This window comes from Pseudomonas sp. A214 (assembly GCF_900156295.1).
Lineage (GTDB): Bacteria > Pseudomonadota > Gammaproteobacteria > Pseudomonadales > Pseudomonadaceae > Aquipseudomonas > Aquipseudomonas rhizophila.
Genome location: NZ_LT707062.1, coordinates 1,666,524 through 1,683,236 on the forward strand (window position 1 = coordinate 1,666,524; position 16,713 = coordinate 1,683,236).

The following is a 16,713-nucleotide window of genomic DNA, read 5'->3' on the forward strand; positions in this document are numbered from 1 at the left end:
CCTTTTGAGGCTGGCGTTTTTTGTTGTCAGAGACTGAGCCGCATCGACAGGTCCACCGCTTTCACATCCTTGGTCATTGCCCCGATCGAGATGTAATCCACCCCGGTCTCGGCAATCGGGCGCAACGTGCTTTCGTTGATCCCGCCGCTGGCCTCCAGCTTCGCCTTGCCGCCGTTCAGGCGTACGGCTTCGCGCATGTCATCCAGGCTCAGTTCGTCGAGCATGATGATGTCGGCATTGGCCGCCAGCGCTTCTTTCAATTCAGTCAGGCTTTCCACTTCGATTTCCACCGGTTTGCCCGGTGCGATCTTGTGGGCGGCGGCAATGGCCTGGGCGATGCCGCCGCAGGCTGCGATGTGGTTTTCCTTGATCAGGAAGGCATCGTAGAGGCCGATGCGGTGGTTATGGCAACCGCCACAGGTGACGGCGTACTTCTGGGCCAGGCGCAGCCCAGGGAGGGTTTTGCGAGTGTCCAGCAGCTTGACCTGGGTGTCGGCCACAAAGTCGGCCAGGTAGCGGGCCCGGGTGGCCACGCCAGAAAGCATCTGCAGAAAGTTCAGCGCGCTGCGTTCGCCGGTCAGCAGCGAGCGGGCCGGGCCTTCGAGGTGGAACAGCGCCTGGTCGGGGCTTGCCCGGTCGCCATCGCGTACTTGCCAATGCACGGCGACGCGCGGATCCAGTTGCCGGAACACGGCATCGACCCAGGCCGTGCCGCTGATGACTGCGGCTTCCCGGGTAATGATGGTGGCTTTGGCCAGGCGTTCGGCGGGGATCAGTTGCGCGGTGATGTCGCCGCTGCCGATGTCTTCGAGCAACGCGCGGCGCACGTTGGCCTCGATTTCGGCGGTCAGATCGGCGAGACGTAGATTCGGCATAACGGGCTCCACAAACAAAGTGGCCCGATTATAGGGCCAGTGGCTTGTCTCACAAACAATGTTCCTTATGGGGGACGGCGCCGGACGTCTGCGCCAGGCATCGAAACCTGCATTTGGTCGCATCCTCGCAACATTTCCCCGATTGTCCGGTCACTTATTGCGGAGTATTTCGACCTGGGTCACAGAGTCTGCTGGCATGACCGGGTTCTTTTACCAGATAATCCGCCTTTCGATTGACGTCATGGCTTTGACGTTTCGAGCGCAAGAGCACCCTTTCAGGAGACCAGGATGCACAACGACGGGAATGTAGTGCCCTTGCACAAGGTTTCTACCGATCAGGCGAACCGTTCGCCGCTCGCCCGCCTGCCTGTGATTCTGCTTCAGGTGCGCGACAAGGCCGCCCAGCAGTTGCGCCTTGGTTTGCAGGGGCTGTTCGACAATGCCGACGACACGCTGTTTGAAATGGCCGATCGGGCGCGCAACGATGTCGATCAGAACCTGTTCTTCGAAGCCATGCGGGACTTGCGCCTCAAGCGCAAAAGCATTGAGCGCGAATTTATCGAGCAGTTTTTCGAAGCCTTTGTCAGCCTCGCCCAATACGATCCGACCCAAGCCACCTTGGCGCCGGCGCAGGCCTCCGGCCCTCAGGTTCAGCGCACGCATGATGACCTGGAGCGTCATCTGGCGGTGGAGGCCATGGTCACCCGTGTGCTCAGTCGCGATAGCGTGGCTCTTGAGCAACTGACGGCGCGGCTCAGCGTCCTGCTCACCAGGCCGCTGGCAAACCAGCAGAACCCTTTGAGCCCGGCGCTGCTGTGTGAAAACTTTCTACAGGCCGGTCGCAACCTGGGGGTGGAGATCAAGGTCAAGCTGATCTTGCTCAAATTGTTCGAGCGCTATGTGCTCAGCGAGTGCGATCAACTGTATACCGAGGCCAACCAGTTGCTGGCCGCTACAGGCATCCTGCCGGATCTCAAGATTTCACCCTCGCGACGAGCGTCGGATCGCGCCGATGAGGCCCCGCGTACCAAGACTGAAAGTGCCGGCCCCAAGGCCGCCGAAGTCGATGACAGCGTGCAGGAAGTATTTGCTGCGTTGCAGAAACTATTGATGCAGGTGCGTGGCAGCGTGGCGCCGACCCTGGAGGCCAGCGCACCGGCCCAACCGATCTCGACCCGTGATTTGCTGCGCCTGCTTTCCCATTTGCAGCAGTACGTGCCGGCGCCTGCCATCGAGGATGAGTTCGACCTGCGCAGCCAACTCGAACAGCTGCTGACCCGGGTCAGCGTCAGAAGCGGCAAGTCGCGGGTGGTCGACGACGCCGATGAAGACGTGATCAACCTGATCTCGATGATGTTTGAATTCATCCTCGACGACCATAACCTGCCGGACTCCTTCAAGGCGTTGATCGGCCGTCTGCAGATTCCGATGCTCAAGGTTGCGGTGCAGGACAAGAGCTTTTTCAGTCGGGGCAATCATCCGGCCCGACGGCTGCTCAATGAAATCGCCGCTGCTGCCACCGGCTGGGGCGATTGCGACGACCATCAGCGCGACAGCCTCTATCTGCGCATCGAACAGGTGGTGCAGCGGTTGTTGAATGATTTTGTCGATGACCCGGCGATCTTCTCTGAATTGCTGGCCGATTTCCTGGCCTTCACCAGCGATGAAAGACGTCGCAGCGAATTGCTCGAACAGCGTATTCGTGACGCCGAAGAAGGTCGGGCCAAGGCCGAACTGGCGCGCCTGCGCGTCGAAGGCGTGCTGAACCAGGTCATGCTGGGCAAAGTGTTGCCGCAAGCGGTGGTGGAGTTCGTGCAGCACGCCTGGAGCCAAGTGTTATTGCTGACCTGCTTCAAGCACGGCAAATATTCAGCCGAGTGGCAGGCCGACGTTTTGACGCTGGAAGAACTGATCTGGAGCGTCCAGCATCACGAAGAACCGGATGCCGGCCTGCGCTTGCTGACGATAGTGCCGCAGCTGCTCAAAGCCTTGCGTGAAGGCCTGAGCCGTTCGGCGTTCGACCCGTTTGCCACCAGCGAGTTTTTCAGCGAGCTCGAAACCCTCCACGTGCTGGCCCTCGAACGCATGGGACAGGCAACGGAACAAACCCAGTCGTTCAATTCGCCGGTCATGGTCCAGGTCTCGGAGAAAATTGTCCTGCGCACCGCTCAAAAGGCCCCGGAAGACAGTGCGGCGGTGCACTTGCCGGCCGATGATGTGGGCCTGCTTCAGGTCGATCAGTTGCGATTGGGAAGCTGGGTTGAGTTCCAGGAGGACGATGACAACAGCCTGCGTTGCAAACTGGCGGCGATCATCGAGGCCACCGGCAAATATGTCTTCGTCAACCGCACTGGCCTCAAAGTGCTGGAGCACAGCCGCACCAGCCTGGCCCTTGAATTTCGCCGGGGGACGGCGCGTCTGTTGGACGACACCTTGCTGTTCGACCGGGCGCTGGAATCGGTGCTGGGCAATCTGCGTCAGCTCAATCGCGGCAAGTGATCGCACAGCCAGGGCCGATCGCGGCATACTGGCGGCATTCACTGACGTCATCGAAGGAACCTGTATGCAGTTGGACCCCGCCAGTGGTTGGTGCGATGGCGTGCGGCATTGCCCATCACCCAACTTCAATGCGCGCCCCGAAGGCGAAATTTCACTGCTGGTGATCCACAACATCAGCCTGCCGCCGGCACAGTTTTCCACGGGCAAGGTGCAGGAGTTTTTCCAGAATCGTCTGGATGTCACGCAACACCCCTATTTTGCCGGTATCGCCGATCTGCGTGTGTCTGCGCATTTTCTGATCGAGCGTGACGGCGCGATTACCCAGTTTGTCTCCTGTCTGGATCGTGCCTGGCACGCGGGCGTTTCGTGCTTTGAAGGGCGGGAGACGTGTAACGATTTTTCCCTGGGCATCGAGCTGGAAGGCACCGACGATCTGCCCTTCACTGACGCGCAATATGCCGCATTGGTCTGCCTGACCCGGCAGTTGCAGGCGGCGTTCAAGGCGATCACGCTGCAGCGCATCTGCGGGCACAGCGACATCGCCCCGGGTCGCAAGACCGATCCGGGACCGGCATTCGACTGGGCGCGCTACCGCGCTGCCTTGATAGAAGGGGAAGGGCAATGAGTTTTCTGGTGCTGCTGCTGGCGATCTGGATCGAGAAGTTCTCGGCGTTGCGCCATCGGGTCCAGCGTGACGGAGGTTGGCTGCGCGAACTGAACAAACTCGAGACGAACCCACGCTGGGTCAACCGGCCCTGGCTGGTGCTGGTTGTGCTGGTCCTGCTGCCCGTGGCGCTGCTGGCCTTGTTACTGTGGGTATTGGAGCCGGTGGCCTATGGTCTGCTGGCACTACCGGTGCATCTGCTGGTGGTGATTTACAGCCTCGGTCGAGGGGATCTGCTCGCTGACCTGGGGCCGTTTCGTGACGCCTGGCGACGGGAAGACCTGCAGGCGGCCGACCATGTGGCCAAGCGCGACCTGAATATCGAGGCCGATAGCGGCGAGCAGTTGCTGGAGCGGGTCCAGGGGCATCTGCTGTGGCAGGCCTATCAGAGTTTTTTCGCGGTGATTTTCTGGTATTTCCTGCTGGGGCCGGTCGCGGCGCTGAGCTATCGCCTGCTGGCGCTGGCCGCCGAGCACAGTCAGAACCCCGGCGTGGCCGAGCGGGCGACGCAGTTGCGCCATGCCTTCGATTGGGTGCCGGTGCGGTTGCTGACCGCGAGCTTCGCCCTGGTGGGCAACTTCGTGGCAGTCAGCCGGGTCATGCTGCATGAGTTGCTGAACTGGAACATCAGCGCAGCAGACCTGATCGGCAAGGTCGGGCTGGTGGCCGGCGAGATTCCCGACCCTGTCGCGGGCCCGGACGGCATCAACAGCCTGGATCGGCTGTGGGAGCTGTTATTGCGTGCGGCGGTGCTCTGGTATGCCGGGTTTGCATTGTGGACAGTGCTGGCTTAGGCAAACGCACGCTCTGTGGCGAGGGGATTTATCCCCGCTGGGATGCGCAGCAGCCCCCATTGATTGCGGGCTTTAAGATAGCTAGGGGCCGCTTCGCGCCCCAGCGGGGATAAATCCCCTCGCCACAAGAACCGTGCCACGGCTCGTCGTTAACCTTAAGTTACAAATCTTCCCGCCGATTTAGGCTATACAGGGACAGCGCCCAAATAGTGGCTATCTGCTGTCTCTGTGCGCCTGCCCATAAAAACAAGAAATACAACCGGGAGACTTCCTTGTGAAGAGTTTGCTCTGGCCCGCCGTCGCGCTGATGAACCGCCTGAGCTTCGGCATGAAGTTCAGCCTGATCAGCGTGTTGTTCCTGCTGCCGATGCTGGTGACCAATTTCTTTTTGGTGCGCGATTCCTATCGCGAATTCCAGGGCACGCAAGTGGAGCTGCAAAGCCTCGATCTGCTGGGCAACAGCCTGACCCTGCGGCGCGACCTGGAAACCCTGAACAATCTGGTGCAGATCAATGCCAGCCTCGGTCAGTCCGGCAAGGCCGGGGACGTGGAGGCGAAGATCGGCGCCCTTGAAAAGCAGGTGCTGGCGCGGTTGCAAAGCTTGAAAGCCATGGCCGTCGATCCTGAACAGGTCAGCGCGTTCGATGCCAAGCGCGACGAAATGATTGCCGCTTTCAAGGCCCAGCAGGCCGAGCGCTCCCTGCAAAGCAAAAGCGCACTGATTGGCAAGCTGCTCAACAGCGCGCAGATGTTCAGTCAAATCATCGCCAGCCAGGCTGGCCTGAGCCGCGACAACCAGGGCGACATCCGCCAACTGAGCGAATTGATCATCAGCGTGACCCCCAACGTGACCCAAACCCTGGGTGAAGGCCGTGCGCTGGGCGCTGCGTCCCTGGGCCTGGGCTTTCTCAATTCGGCGTCGAGCACTCGGTTCGACGAGTTGCTGGGGCAAATCGAAAAGCTGCAGGGTGAATATGACCTCAAGCTTCAGGACGCCCTGGGTTCCAGCAAGGCGGCCGAGCAGGCGCTTGCCAGTCAGGCCGAAGGCAGCAAGGCAACCTTGAAGAAAGCCGGTGAACTGATCGAAGAACAGGTGGTGATGGCTGACACGCTGGATGCTCCATGGCTGCCGTTTTACGAGCAGGTCAGCAGTCTGATGGAGCAAACCTACCGACTGAACGACGTAACCCTGGGTTTTCTGGATGTTCAGTTGCAGCATCGCCTGGAGCAGAACCGCAGCCACATGGTGCTGCAAGCCGTTGCGCTGGTCGCCGTATTTCTGCTGATCTTTTACCTGTACGCCGGCTTCTACGCCTCGACCCGCACCACACTCAAACATCTCGGCGAGATGATGGACAAGGTCGCAGCGGGCGACATGACGGTCAACTTCGTGGCGCGCAGCAAGGATGAGTTGGGGGAGTTGGGTGAAGTGTTCAATGGCACGGTGGCGAAGATCCATGACCTGATCGAACAGGTCGGCCGAACCGTTGCCGAGGTCGAGCGCCAGGCCGGGCAGGTGGAGGCGGTGTCGGCCCAGAGCAACCAGGCCGTGTCCGGGCAGCGCAGCCAGATCGAACTGGTCGCCACGGCGATGAACCAGATGTCGGCCACCGCCCAGGAAGTGGCTCGTAGCGCCGCCGCGGCGGTCAGTAGCGCCCACAGCGTGAACGACGAAACCCTCAGCGGGCGCGGGCTGGTGGAGTCGCAACAGAGCAGCATCGTGCGCTTGGCCAGCGAGATCGATCAGTCGGTGCAGGTGATCAATCAACTGGCGACTGACAGCCAGGCCATCAGTCGTGTGCTGGACGTGATCAAGAGCATTGCCGAACAGACCAACCTGCTGGCGCTCAACGCCGCGATCGAAGCCGCACGGGCCGGAGAGCAGGGGCGCGGTTTCGCGGTGGTGGCTGACGAAGTGCGGACCCTGGCCAAGCGCACCCAGCAATCGACCGAAGAAATCGAAGAAATGATCACCCGCTTGCACGGCGGCGTGGGCGCTGCCGTCAAAGCCATGGGCACCAGCCATGAGATGGCCAGTGGCACGGTGGGGCAGTCGGAAAAGGTCCAGCAGGCGCTGGAAAATATCCTCGGCGCCGTCGGCATGATCGTCGACCAGAACCAGCAGATCGCTGCAGCGGTGGAGCAGCAGACGGCCGTGGCCCATGACATCGACCAGAACATCGTCGAGATCAATCGCGCCGGTGAACGCACCGCCGAAGGGGCGCACCAGACCGAGGACGCCAGCCGTGAGTTGTCCGCCCAGGTGGTGCAGCTCAAGCAGTTGATCAATGCGTTTCGGGTGTAGTTAAAGGATGGTGCTCACCACCGATCCAATGTGGGAGCGAGCCTGCTCGCGAAGGCGTTGCGTCAGTCAACGATGAGATCACCTGATACACCGCCTTCGCGAGCAAGCCCGCTCCCACAGGGGGTCACCAATTGAACAATTGGCGGGCGTTGGCCGTGCTGGCCTCTGCCAGCTGCTCAGGGCTGATCGTCATGATCCCAGCCAGTGCTTCACAAATGGCCGGTAAATGCGCCGGGCTGTTGCGTTGGCCGGGGAACATCGCCGGGGCCATGTCCGGCGAATCGGTTTCCAGCACCACCGCGTCCAGCGGCAGTTTTGCCAGTACCCGATGCATGCGCAGGGCCTGAGGCCAAGTGGCGGCGCCACCAAGGCCGAGCTTGAAGCCGAGCTTGATGTACTCGCGAGCCTCCTCAAAACTGCCGGCGAAGGCGTGGATAATCCCCCCGCGCTTGAGGTCAATGCGCTTGAGGGTGGCGATCACGGCGGCGTGGCTGCGGCGCACGTGGATCAGCGCCGGCAATTGGAATTCCGCCGCCAGTTGCAGTTGCGCCTCGAACAATGCCTGCTGGTGCTCCCGATCCAGGGTTTGGATGAAGTAGTCCAGACCGATTTCCCCCACCGCACACAACTGCCGATGCCCAGCCAGGCGGATCAGCCATTGGCGCAATTGCCCCAGATCATCGGGGCGATGCTGGTCGAGATACACTGGATGCAGGCCCAGCGCGGCGTGCAGGTCCGGGTCGCTTTGCACCAGATCCCACACCCGTTGCCAGTTATCCCGATACACCCCCAGCACCACCATCTGCCGCACGCCCAAGGCGCGGCTTTCGGCCAGCAGCGCCGGGCGATCCGCATCGAAGTCGGGGAAATCCAGATGGGTGTGGGTATCGATCAGTTCCATGCTTCAATCCTGAAGAATGCTCAGCCCTGATGAATGCGCTGCTTGAACGTGCGTGGGATGGCCTGCACACCGGGTTGGTAATCATCGTTTTCGATGGCGGCCAGGGCCAGCGCCAGGGCTTTGTCGGCGATCAGTTGGTGCTGCTGGGACATGGCGTTGACCGGCAGCGGCAGGAAGTCCAGCAGTTGCGTATCACCAAAGGTGCCCAGCCGTAGTGGGCGCGACTTGAGCGGGAAGTCGTGCAGGGCGTCGAACACCCCTTGCAGCAGCACATAGGAGGTGGTGATCAACGCATCAGGCAGGTGCCCCAGTCGCGCGAGCAATTCGTCCATCAACTGGCGACCGCATTCACGGCTGAACGACTCGCCGTGCTCGATCAGCACCTGGCCTTCGAACCCGGCCAGGGCTTCGTTGAACCCGGCGGTGCGTTCCTGGCTGATGCTCAATTCGGGCCGGGCGCTGATCAGCGCGATCTGGCGGGGATTGGTTTCCAGCAGGCTACGGGTCAGTTGCAGGCTGGCCTGGCGGTCATCGCTGATCACCGAGCAGAAGTGCGCAGGCTCCATCACCCGGTCGATGGCGATGATCGGGATACCCTTGGCCTGTAACTGGCGATAACTGTCGTCCCCGGCAGGCAGGCAACTGGCGACAATCAGCGCATCGCAACGTCGGGCGCGGAACAGTTGCAACAGTTGCCGTTCGCTCTCGGGCGCATCGTCGGAGCTGGCGATCAGCAATTGATAGCCCCGCGCTCGGGCACCCTGTTCCAGCAGTTTGGCGATGCGGGCGTAACTGGGGTTTTCCAGGTCCGGCAGGATGAAACCCAGCGTGCGCGTATGCCGGCTGCGCAACCCGGCAGCCTGGGGGTTGGGCGTGAAGCCATGCTCCTCGACCACGGCGCGTACACGTTCGACGGTGGCGCTGCTGATGCGTTGCTGTTCGGCCTTGCCATTGATGACATAGCTGGCGGTGGTCACGGACACACCGGCCAACTGGGCGATATCACTGAGTTTCAACCCGGTTTTCCTTGTTTTTTCGAGTTTGCCCCGACAATGAGGGGCATCCTACCCGATTCAGGACGACGGTTACTGTCGCGACAGCGGCGACAAGTTGCACTTCAAGGATGAGAGATTATCGAGTAACGTGCCAATCTTTCTAGATTAAACGTTTCAGCAGGCGTATTTTCAAGGTTAGCAGGATTTTTTGGCCCGTCTGCCGCGATAGCGCCAAATGCCGTCCTGTAACGCTAAGCTGATTCATTCAAAACAATACCTGGCGCCAACCCGACGCCAAAAAGGAGAAAGCATGCTCGAGCTCACTCTAGAGCAGATATCCATGGCCCAGACGGCTGTGGATAAAGACGCCGCGCTGCAATTGCTCGCTGACAAACTGGTGGCCGATGGCCTCGTAGCCGAGGGTTACCTGGCCGGCTTGCAGGCTCGCGAGGCCCAGGGCTCGACCTTTCTTGGCCAAGGTATTGCCATCCCCCACGGCACCCCGCAAACCCGCGATCTTGTGTACTCCACCGGTGTGCGTCTGTTGCAGTTCCCCGACGGTGTGGACTGGGGGGACGGGCAGATCGTTTACCTGGCGATCGGTATCGCGGCCAAGTCCGACGAACACTTGCGTCTTTTGCAACTGCTGACCCGCGCCCTCGGCGAGACCGACCTGGGCCAGGCCCTGCGCCGCGCAGGTTCGGCCGAAGCGCTGTTGAAGCTGCTGCAAGGCGCGCCACAGGAACTGGCCTTGGATGCGCAGATGATCGGCCTCGGCGTGTCGGCCGACGATTTCGAAGAGCTGGTCTGGCGCGGTGCCCGTCTGCTGCGCCAGGCCGACTGTGTGAGCAACGGCTTTGCTGGAGTGTTGCAGCAGGTCGAGGCGCTGCCATTGGGCGATGGCCTGTGGTGGCTGCACAGCGAACAGACGGTCAAGCGTCCGGGCCTGGCCTTCGTCACGCCGGACAAGCCCATCCGTTACCTCGGTCAGCCCTTGAGCGGTCTGTTCTGTCTCGCCAGCCTCGGCGAGGCTCACCAGGCTTTGCTCGAAAGGCTCTGCGCGTTGTTGATCGAAGGCCGCGGCCATGAACTGGGTCGCGCCACCAGCAGCCGCAAGGTGCTGGAAGTGTTGGGCGGCGAACTGCCCGCCGATTGGCCCAGCGCCCGCATCGGTCTGGCCAATGCCCATGGTTTGCACGCGCGTCCGGCGAAGATCCTCGCGCAACTGGCGAAAAGCTTCGAAGGCGAGATCCGCGTGCGCATCGTCGACGGCCAGGACAGCGCCGTGTCGGTCAAGAGCCTGAGCAAATTGCTGAGCCTGGGCGCTCGTCGCGGCCAGGTCCTGGAGTTCATCGCCGAACCGAGCATCGCCGCTGACGCCTTGCCGGCGCTGCTGGCCGCCATCGAAGAGGGCCTTGGCGAAGAAGTCGAGCCGCTGCCGCCACCGAGTGCGCCACAGCAAACCACCATGGCCGAGGTTGCTGCCGTCGTGCTGGCGCCTGAATCCGGCAGCTTGATCCAGGCCGTTGCCGCCGCTCCGGGCATTGCCATCGGCCCGGCCCACATCCAGGTGTTGCAGGCCTTCGAGTATCCATTGCGCGGCGAATCAGCGGCCATCGAGCGTGAGCGCTTGCAAAACGCCTTGAACCAAGTGCGCCGCGACATCGAAGGTCTGGTCGAACGCGCCAAGGCCAAGGCCATCCGCGAAATCTTTATCACCCATCAGGAGATGCTCGACGACCCGGCGCTGACCGATGAGGTCGACACTCGATTGAAGCTGGGCGAGAGTGCGCAAGCGGCGTGGATGGGCGTGATCGAAGCGGCTGCCAAAGAACAGGAAGCGCTGCAGGATGCACTGCTCGCCGAACGTGCCGCCGACCTGCGGGACGTCGGTCGGCGTGTGCTGGCGCAATTGTGCGGCGTCGAAACCCCGAGCGAACCCGAGCAACCTTACATTCTGGTGATGGACGAGGTTGGCCCGTCCGACGTCGCCCGTCTGGATCCCGCCCGCGTAGCGGGGATTCTCACCGCGCGCGGCGGCGCCACCGCCCACAGTGCCATCGTCGCCCGAGCCCTGGGGATCCCGGCGCTGGTGGGGGCCGGTGCGGCGGTGTTGCTGCTGGCGCCGGGCACTTCACTGTTGTTGGACGGCCAGCGCGGTCGCCTGCACGTGGACCCCGACGCCCCCACGCTACAACGGGCCACCGAAGAGCGCGACACCCGTGAGCAACGTCTCAAGGTCGCAGCCGAACAACGTCATCAACCGGCGCTGACCCGTGACGGTCACGCCGTGGAAGTGTTCGCCAACATTGGCGAGAGCGCCGGTGTCACCAGTGCGGTGGAGCAGGGCGCCGAAGGCATTGGCCTGTTGCGCACCGAACTGATTTTCATGGCTCATACCCAGGCTCCCGATGAAGCGACTCAGGAAGCCGAATACCGCAAGGTGCTCGATGGCCTGGCCGGGCGACCGCTGGTGGTGCGTACCCTCGATGTGGGCGGCGACAAACCGCTGCCGTACTGGCCGATCGCGAAAGAGGAAAACCCGTTTCTCGGCGTGCGAGGCATTCGCCTGACCTTGCAACGTCCGCAGGTCATGGAAGCGCAATTGCGCGCCTTGTTGCGTTCTGCCGACAACCGTCCGTTGCGGATCATGTTCCCGATGGTGGGCAGCGTCGATGAGTGGCGTCAGGCCCGGGACATGACCGAGCGCCTGCGCCTGGAGATCCCGGTGGCGGACCTGCAACTGGGGATCATGATCGAGGTGCCGTCCGCGGCACTGCTGGCGCCGGTGCTGGCCAAGGAAGTCGACTTCTTCAGTGTCGGCACCAACGACCTGACGCAATACACCCTGGCCATTGACCGCGGTCACCCAACCCTTTCGGCTCAGGCTGATGGCCTGCACCCGGCGGTGCTGCAACTGATCGACATCACCGTGCGTGCCGCCCATGCGCATGGCAAGTGGGTCGGCGTGTGCGGTGAGCTGGCGGCCGACCCTTTGGCGGTGCCGGTGCTGGTGGGCCTGGGCGTAGACGAGCTGAGTGTTTCGGCCCGCAGCATTGCCGAGGTCAAGGCGCGGGTACGCGAAGTGAGCCTGGCGCAGGTAAAAATCCTCGCCCAAGAGGCCTTGGCCGTGGGCAGCGCCAATGACGTGCGCGCATTAGTGGAGGCGCTGTAATGGCCAAGATCCTTACCCTGACCCTCAACCCGGCGCTCGACCTCACGGTGGAACTGGCGCGCCTGGAACCCGGTCAGGTCAACCGCAGCGATGCCATGCACAGCCACGCCGCCGGCAAGGGCGTGAACGTGGCCCAGGTGCTGGCTGACCTCGGCCACACTGTGACCGTCAGTGGCTTTCTCGGTGAAGACAACGCCCAGGCGTTCGAAACGCTGTTCGCCCAGCGCGGTTTTGTCGACGCCTTTATTCGCGTCCCAGGGGAGACCCGCAGCAACATCAAGCTGGCCGAGCAGGACGGACGCATCACAGACCTCAACGGTCCAGGGCCGGTGGTTGATGACGCCGCGCAGCAAGCGTTGCTTGAGCGACTGGAACACATCGCCCCGGGCCACGATGCCGTGGTAGTGGCGGGCAGCCTGCCCCGGGGCGTCAGCCCGCAATGGTTGCAGGCGCTGATCATTCGCTTGAAGGCACTGGGCTTGAACGTGGCCCTCGACACCAGCGGCGAAGCCTTGCGCGTCGCCCTCGCGGCGGGGCCGTGGCTGATCAAGCCAAACACCGAGGAACTGGCCGATGCGCTGGGTTGCGACGTGGTGAGCGAATTTGCCCAGGCGGAAGCGGCGCAACGATTGCACGCCCAAGGCATCGAGCATGTGGTGATTTCCCACGGTGCCGACGGCGTGAACTGGTTCAGTGTCGGTTCGGCGCTGCATGCCTCGCCGCCCAGCGTCACTGTCGCCAGTACCGTGGGGGCCGGCGATTCGCTGCTGGCCGGCATGCTGCATGGCCTGCTCAACGCCGACACGCCGCAACAGACCCTGCGCACCGCCACGGCCATCGCCGCCATGGCCGTGACGCAGATCGGTTTTGGCATCCATGACACCGCGTTGCTGGCGTCGCTTGAACAGGGCGTGCGCGTGCGCCCCCTGACCGAACAATAAGAGGGTTCGCAAGAATGAAATTAGCCATTGTGACGGCCTGCCCGAACGGCATGGTCACCAGTGTGTTGTGCGCCCGCCTGCTGGACGCGGCAGCCCAGCGCCAGGGTTGGAGCACCAGCGTGGAAGTCCATGACACGGCCCATCCGGAGCGCCAGTTATCGGCGGCGACCCTGGAAGCGGCCGAGTGGGTGTTGCTGGTGGCCAGCGGCCCGGTGGATATGTCGCGGTTCGTCGGCAAACGTCTGTTCCGCAGCACCCCGGCCCAGGCCTTGCAGGATGTCGATTCGGTGCTGCGTCGCGGCGCCGAAGAGGCCAAGGTTTTTGTCGAGTCGGATGTGCTGGAAGAGGCACCTGCGGTTTCGGCTGAGCGGGCTCCTCGTCTGGTCGCCATCACTGCTTGCCCAACCGGCGTGGCCCATACCTTCATGGCCGCCGAGGCGTTGCAGCAGGCAGCGAAGAAGCTCGGTTACGACTTGCAGGTGGAAACCCAGGGCTCGGTGGGCGCCCGTAATCCGTTGAGCCCCGAGGCCATCGCCGAGGCCGACGTGGTGCTGCTGGCCACCGACATCGAAGTCGCCACCGAGCGTTTTGCCGGCAAGAAAATTTATCGCTGCGGCACCGGCATTGCCTTGAAGCAGGCCGAAGCTACCCTGAACAAGGCGCTTGCCGAAGGCCGCCAGGAAAGCGCGTCGGGCGGTGCCAGTGCTGCGGCAAAAACGGAGAAGACCGGTGTCTATAAGCACCTGCTGACCGGCGTGTCGTTCATGTTGCCGATGGTGGTGGCCGGTGGTCTGTTGATCGCCTTGTCGTTCGTGTTTGGCATTACCGCGTTCAAGGAGCCCGGCACGCTGGCGGCGGCGCTGATGCAGATCGGCGGTGACACCGCGTTCAAACTGATGGTGCCGTTGCTGGCCGGCTACATCGCCTATTCCATCGCCGACCGTCCCGGCCTGGCGCCCGGCATGATCGGCGGGATGCTCGCAAGCACCTTGGGCGCGGGGTTCATCGGCGGGATCATCGCCGGTTTCCTGGCCGGTTACGCGGCCAAGGCGATCAACCGCTACGCGCGCCTGCCCCAGAGCCTGGAAGCGCTCAAGCCGATCCTGATCATCCCGCTGCTGGCGAGCCTGTTTACCGGTCTGGTGATGATCTACATCGTCGGCAAACCGGTGGCGGGCATGCTGGATGGCCTGACCCATTTCCTCGACAGCATGGGCACCACCAACGCGATTCTGTTGGGTGTTTTGCTGGGGGCGATGATGTGTGTCGACCTTGGCGGGCCGATCAACAAGGCCGCCTATGCGTTTTCCGTGGGACTGCTGGCGTCGCAAAGTTATGCACCGATGGCGGCGGCCATGGCCGCTGGCATGGTGCCGCCGATTGGCCTGGGCATCGCAACCTTTATCGCCCGTCGCAAGTTTGCCCAGACCGAACGCGAGGCCGGTAAAGCGGCGCTGGTGCTGGGGCTGTGCTTCATCTCCGAAGGGGCGATTCCGTTCGCCGCCAAGGACCCGTTGCGGGTGATCCCGGCCAGCATCGCCGGCGGCGCACTGACCGGTGCGCTGTCGATGTACTTCGGCTGCAAACTGATGGCGCCTCACGGTGGGCTGTTCGTGATGCTGATCCCCAACGCCATCAACCATGCGTTGTTGTATTTGCTGGCGATCGTGGCGGGGAGCCTGCTGACGGCGGTGTCCTATGCGCTGCTCAAGCGGCCGGAAGTGGTGGAGATGGCGTTGGAGCCGGCCAAGGCCTGATCACTTAAGTTTGAACAATGAAAATTCCCTGTGGGAGCGAGCCTGCTCGCGATAGCGGTGTATCAGTCGACAATGGGTTGCCTGATACTCTGCAATCGCGAGCAGGCTGCTCCCACAGTGGTTTTGGGGTGTTCACAAGATCCCTGTCACGCCTGATTAACACTGCCATGCTTAAGTTTCCCCATTTGGGGGAAACACCATGAGCGAATTTGACCTGGGCCGTCGCCGTGTGATGCAAGCCGTGGGGGCGGGGTTGTTGTTGCCGGGGCTGGCGCCGGCGGTGATTGCCTCAGTCAAGGATCGCCCGGTGCTCACCGATGGCGTGCAGTCTGGCGATTTGCAGGGCGACCGGGCGATGATCTGGAGCCGCTGCGACCGCCCGGCCCGGATGGTGGTGGAATGGGACACCCGCAGCCAGTTACCCAACCCGCGGCGTTTTGTCTCGCCACTGGTCGACAGCCGCAGCGATTTTACCGCTCGGGTCGAGCTCACCGGGCTGCCGCCTGACCAGGCGATTTTCTACCGCGTGCATTTTGAAGACGCCCAGACCGGTGTCGCCAGTGAGCCCTGGCTCGGTCACCTGCGCAGCGTGCCGCAGTTCAAGCGCAACATCCGCTTTGTCTGGAGCGGCGACACCGTCGGCCAGGGCTTCGGGATCAACCCGGACATTGGCGGCATGCGCATCTACGAAGCCATGCGTTTGCGCCTGCCGGATTTTTTTATCCACAGCGGCGACACCATCTATGCGGACGGTCCGGTGCCGGCGCAGATCACCACCGAAGGCGGGCGCATCTGGCGCAACCTCACCACTGAAGCCAAGAGCAAGGTCGCCGAGACCCTGGACGAATATCGTGGCAACTACCGCTACAACCTGATGGACGAGAACGTGCGCCGCTTCAACGCCGAAGTGCCGCAGATCTGGCAATGGGACGACCATGAGGTGGTCAACAACTGGTCGCCGGGCAAGCAACTGGATGAACGCTACCAGACCAAGGATATCCACAGTCTTGTGGGCCGTGCGCGGCAGGCCTGGCTGGAATACGCCCCCCTGCGCTTGCAGAAGGCCGACGGCGGCGGGCGGATCTACCGCAAGCTCGCTTACGGGCCGATGCTGGATGTGTTCGTGCTGGACATGCGCAGCTACCGCGAAGCCAACGATGCCAACCTCGGCGGGGCCAAACCCTTTCTCGGTCGCGAGCAGTTGGACTGGCTCAAGGGCGAACTGAAGCGGTCCCGTGCCCAGTGGAAAGTCATTGCTGCCGACATGCCCATCGGCCTGGGTGTGCCCGACGGCGAAGTCAGCCCCGGCGTGTCGCGCTGGGAAGCGGTCGCCAACGGTGATCCGGGGCCGGCCCAGGGCCGTGAACTGGAGATCGCCGAGTTGCTCGGCTACCTACGCAAACATCAGGTGCGCAACTACGTCTGGCTCACCGCTGACGTGCACTATTGCGCCGCCCACCATTACCACCCGGAACAGGCCGCGTTCCAGGATTTCGAACCCTTCTGGGAGTTTGTCGCCGGGCCGTTGAATGCCGGCAGCTTCGGGCCCAATCCTCTGGACAAGACGTTCGGTCCCGAAGTGGTGTTCCAGAAAGCCCCCCCGGCGCAGAACACGTCGCCGTTTGCCGGATATCAGTTCTTTGGCGAGGTGAACATCGACGGCCAGAGCGGGGAGATGAGCGTGGTGTTGCGGGACTTGGAAGGTCTGGCAGTGTTCGAGAAGAAGTTGCAGCCGGTCTGAGTTTCAAGTACGCCACCAATCAATGTGGGAGCGAGCCTGCTCGCGATGCGCTGTGTCAGTCGACAA

At 62.5% G+C, this 16,713-nt stretch carries 11 protein-coding genes; 8 read left to right on the forward strand and 3 right to left on the reverse strand.

The window, feature by feature from the left end:
* Positions 1-26: 26 nt before the first annotated feature.
* On the reverse strand, positions 27-875 hold the full coding sequence (gene nadC, locus BW979_RS07580) for a carboxylating nicotinate-nucleotide diphosphorylase (RefSeq protein WP_047229050.1): 849 nt from the start codon (positions 873-875) through the stop codon (positions 27-29).
* A gap of 288 nt (positions 876-1,163) precedes the next feature.
* On the opposite strand from nadC, the gene BW979_RS07585 reads away from it, so the two are divergent.
* The 4 genes from BW979_RS07585 to BW979_RS28090 all read left to right on the forward strand — a co-directional run bounded on the left by BW979_RS07585 (position 1,164) and on the right by BW979_RS28090 (position 7,137).
* Complete coding sequence (locus tag BW979_RS07585; protein WP_076383531.1) at positions 1,164-3,374, forward strand: DUF1631 domain-containing protein; 2,211 nt, start codon at positions 1,164-1,166, stop codon at positions 3,372-3,374.
* A gap of 64 nt (positions 3,375-3,438) precedes the next feature.
* Positions 3,439-3,999: a 1,6-anhydro-N-acetylmuramyl-L-alanine amidase AmpD gene (gene ampD / locus BW979_RS07590; RefSeq protein WP_047229048.1), complete on the forward strand. Its 561-nt coding sequence runs from the start codon at positions 3,439-3,441 to the stop codon at positions 3,997-3,999.
* Positions 3,996-4,832 (forward strand): regulatory signaling modulator protein AmpE, encoded by an 837-nt coding sequence (gene ampE / locus BW979_RS07595; protein WP_076383532.1) that lies wholly within the window; start codon positions 3,996-3,998, stop codon positions 4,830-4,832. The genes ampD and ampE overlap by 4 nt, the downstream gene beginning before the upstream one ends.
* 1,600 nt (positions 4,833-6,432) lie before the next feature.
* Positions 6,433-7,137 carry a methyl-accepting chemotaxis protein gene (locus tag BW979_RS28090; RefSeq protein ID WP_373685061.1) on the forward strand — a complete coding sequence of 235 codons (705 nt, stop codon included), beginning with the start codon at positions 6,433-6,435 and terminating at the stop codon, positions 7,135-7,137.
* A gap of 124 nt (positions 7,138-7,261) precedes the next feature.
* On the opposite strand, the gene BW979_RS07605 is transcribed toward BW979_RS28090, so the two are convergent.
* Together BW979_RS07605 and cra are read right to left on the reverse strand one after the other, a co-directional pair.
* Positions 7,262-8,038 (reverse strand): TatD family hydrolase, encoded by a 777-nt coding sequence (locus BW979_RS07605; protein WP_076383533.1) that lies wholly within the window; start codon positions 8,036-8,038, stop codon positions 7,262-7,264.
* A 20-nt stretch (positions 8,039-8,058) separates the two neighbouring features.
* Positions 8,059-9,054 (reverse strand): catabolite repressor/activator, encoded by a 996-nt coding sequence (gene cra, locus BW979_RS07610; RefSeq protein WP_047229044.1) that lies wholly within the window; start codon positions 9,052-9,054, stop codon positions 8,059-8,061.
* 289 nt (positions 9,055-9,343) lie between these two features.
* On the opposite strand from cra, the gene ptsP reads away from it, so the two are divergent.
* The 4 genes from ptsP (at position 9,344) to BW979_RS07630 (ending at position 16,647) form a co-directional block, all read left to right on the forward strand.
* Positions 9,344-12,208: a phosphoenolpyruvate--protein phosphotransferase gene (gene ptsP, locus BW979_RS07615; protein ID WP_047229043.1), complete on the forward strand. Its 2,865-nt coding sequence runs from the start codon at positions 9,344-9,346 to the stop codon at positions 12,206-12,208.
* A complete protein-coding gene (pfkB, locus tag BW979_RS07620) occupies positions 12,208-13,149 on the forward strand; it encodes a 1-phosphofructokinase (RefSeq protein WP_076383534.1) in 942 nt (313 codons plus the stop codon). The genes ptsP and pfkB overlap by 1 nt, the downstream gene beginning before the upstream one ends.
* A gap of 14 nt (positions 13,150-13,163) precedes the next feature.
* Entirely contained in the window at positions 13,164-14,906 is a 1,743-nt protein-coding gene (locus BW979_RS07625; protein WP_076383535.1) for a PTS fructose-like transporter subunit IIB, read from the forward strand.
* Positions 14,907-15,105: 199 nt separating this feature from the next.
* On the forward strand, positions 15,106-16,647 hold the full coding sequence (locus BW979_RS07630) for an alkaline phosphatase D family protein (protein ID WP_076383536.1): 1,542 nt from the start codon (positions 15,106-15,108) through the stop codon (positions 16,645-16,647).
* Positions 16,648-16,713 lie beyond the last annotated feature (66 nt).

Excerpts from the sequence above, each read along its gene's own strand:
- BW979_RS07585 (WP_076383531.1), top strand. The coding sequence starts at position 1,164 with ATGCACAACGACGGGAATGTAGTGCCCTTGCACAAGGTTTCTACCGAT.
- BW979_RS28090 (WP_373685061.1), top strand. The coding sequence starts at position 6,433 with ATGTCGGCCACCGCCCAGGAAGTGGCTCGTAGCGCCGCCGCGGCGGTC.
- pfkB (WP_076383534.1), top strand. The coding sequence starts at position 12,208 with ATGGCCAAGATCCTTACCCTGACCCTCAACCCGGCGCTCGACCTCACG.
- ampE (WP_076383532.1), top strand. The coding sequence starts at position 3,996 with ATGAGTTTTCTGGTGCTGCTGCTGGCGATCTGGATCGAGAAGTTCTCG.
- nadC (WP_047229050.1), bottom strand. The coding sequence starts at position 875 with ATGCCGAATCTACGTCTCGCCGATCTGACCGCCGAAATCGAGGCCAAC.
- BW979_RS07630 (WP_076383536.1), top strand. The coding sequence starts at position 15,106 with ATGAGCGAATTTGACCTGGGCCGTCGCCGTGTGATGCAAGCCGTGGGG.
- BW979_RS07625 (WP_076383535.1), top strand. The coding sequence starts at position 13,164 with ATGAAATTAGCCATTGTGACGGCCTGCCCGAACGGCATGGTCACCAGT.
- ptsP (WP_047229043.1), top strand. The coding sequence starts at position 9,344 with ATGCTCGAGCTCACTCTAGAGCAGATATCCATGGCCCAGACGGCTGTG.
- BW979_RS07605 (WP_076383533.1), bottom strand. The coding sequence starts at position 8,038 with ATGGAACTGATCGATACCCACACCCATCTGGATTTCCCCGACTTCGAT.
- ampD (WP_047229048.1), top strand. The coding sequence starts at position 3,439 with ATGCAGTTGGACCCCGCCAGTGGTTGGTGCGATGGCGTGCGGCATTGC.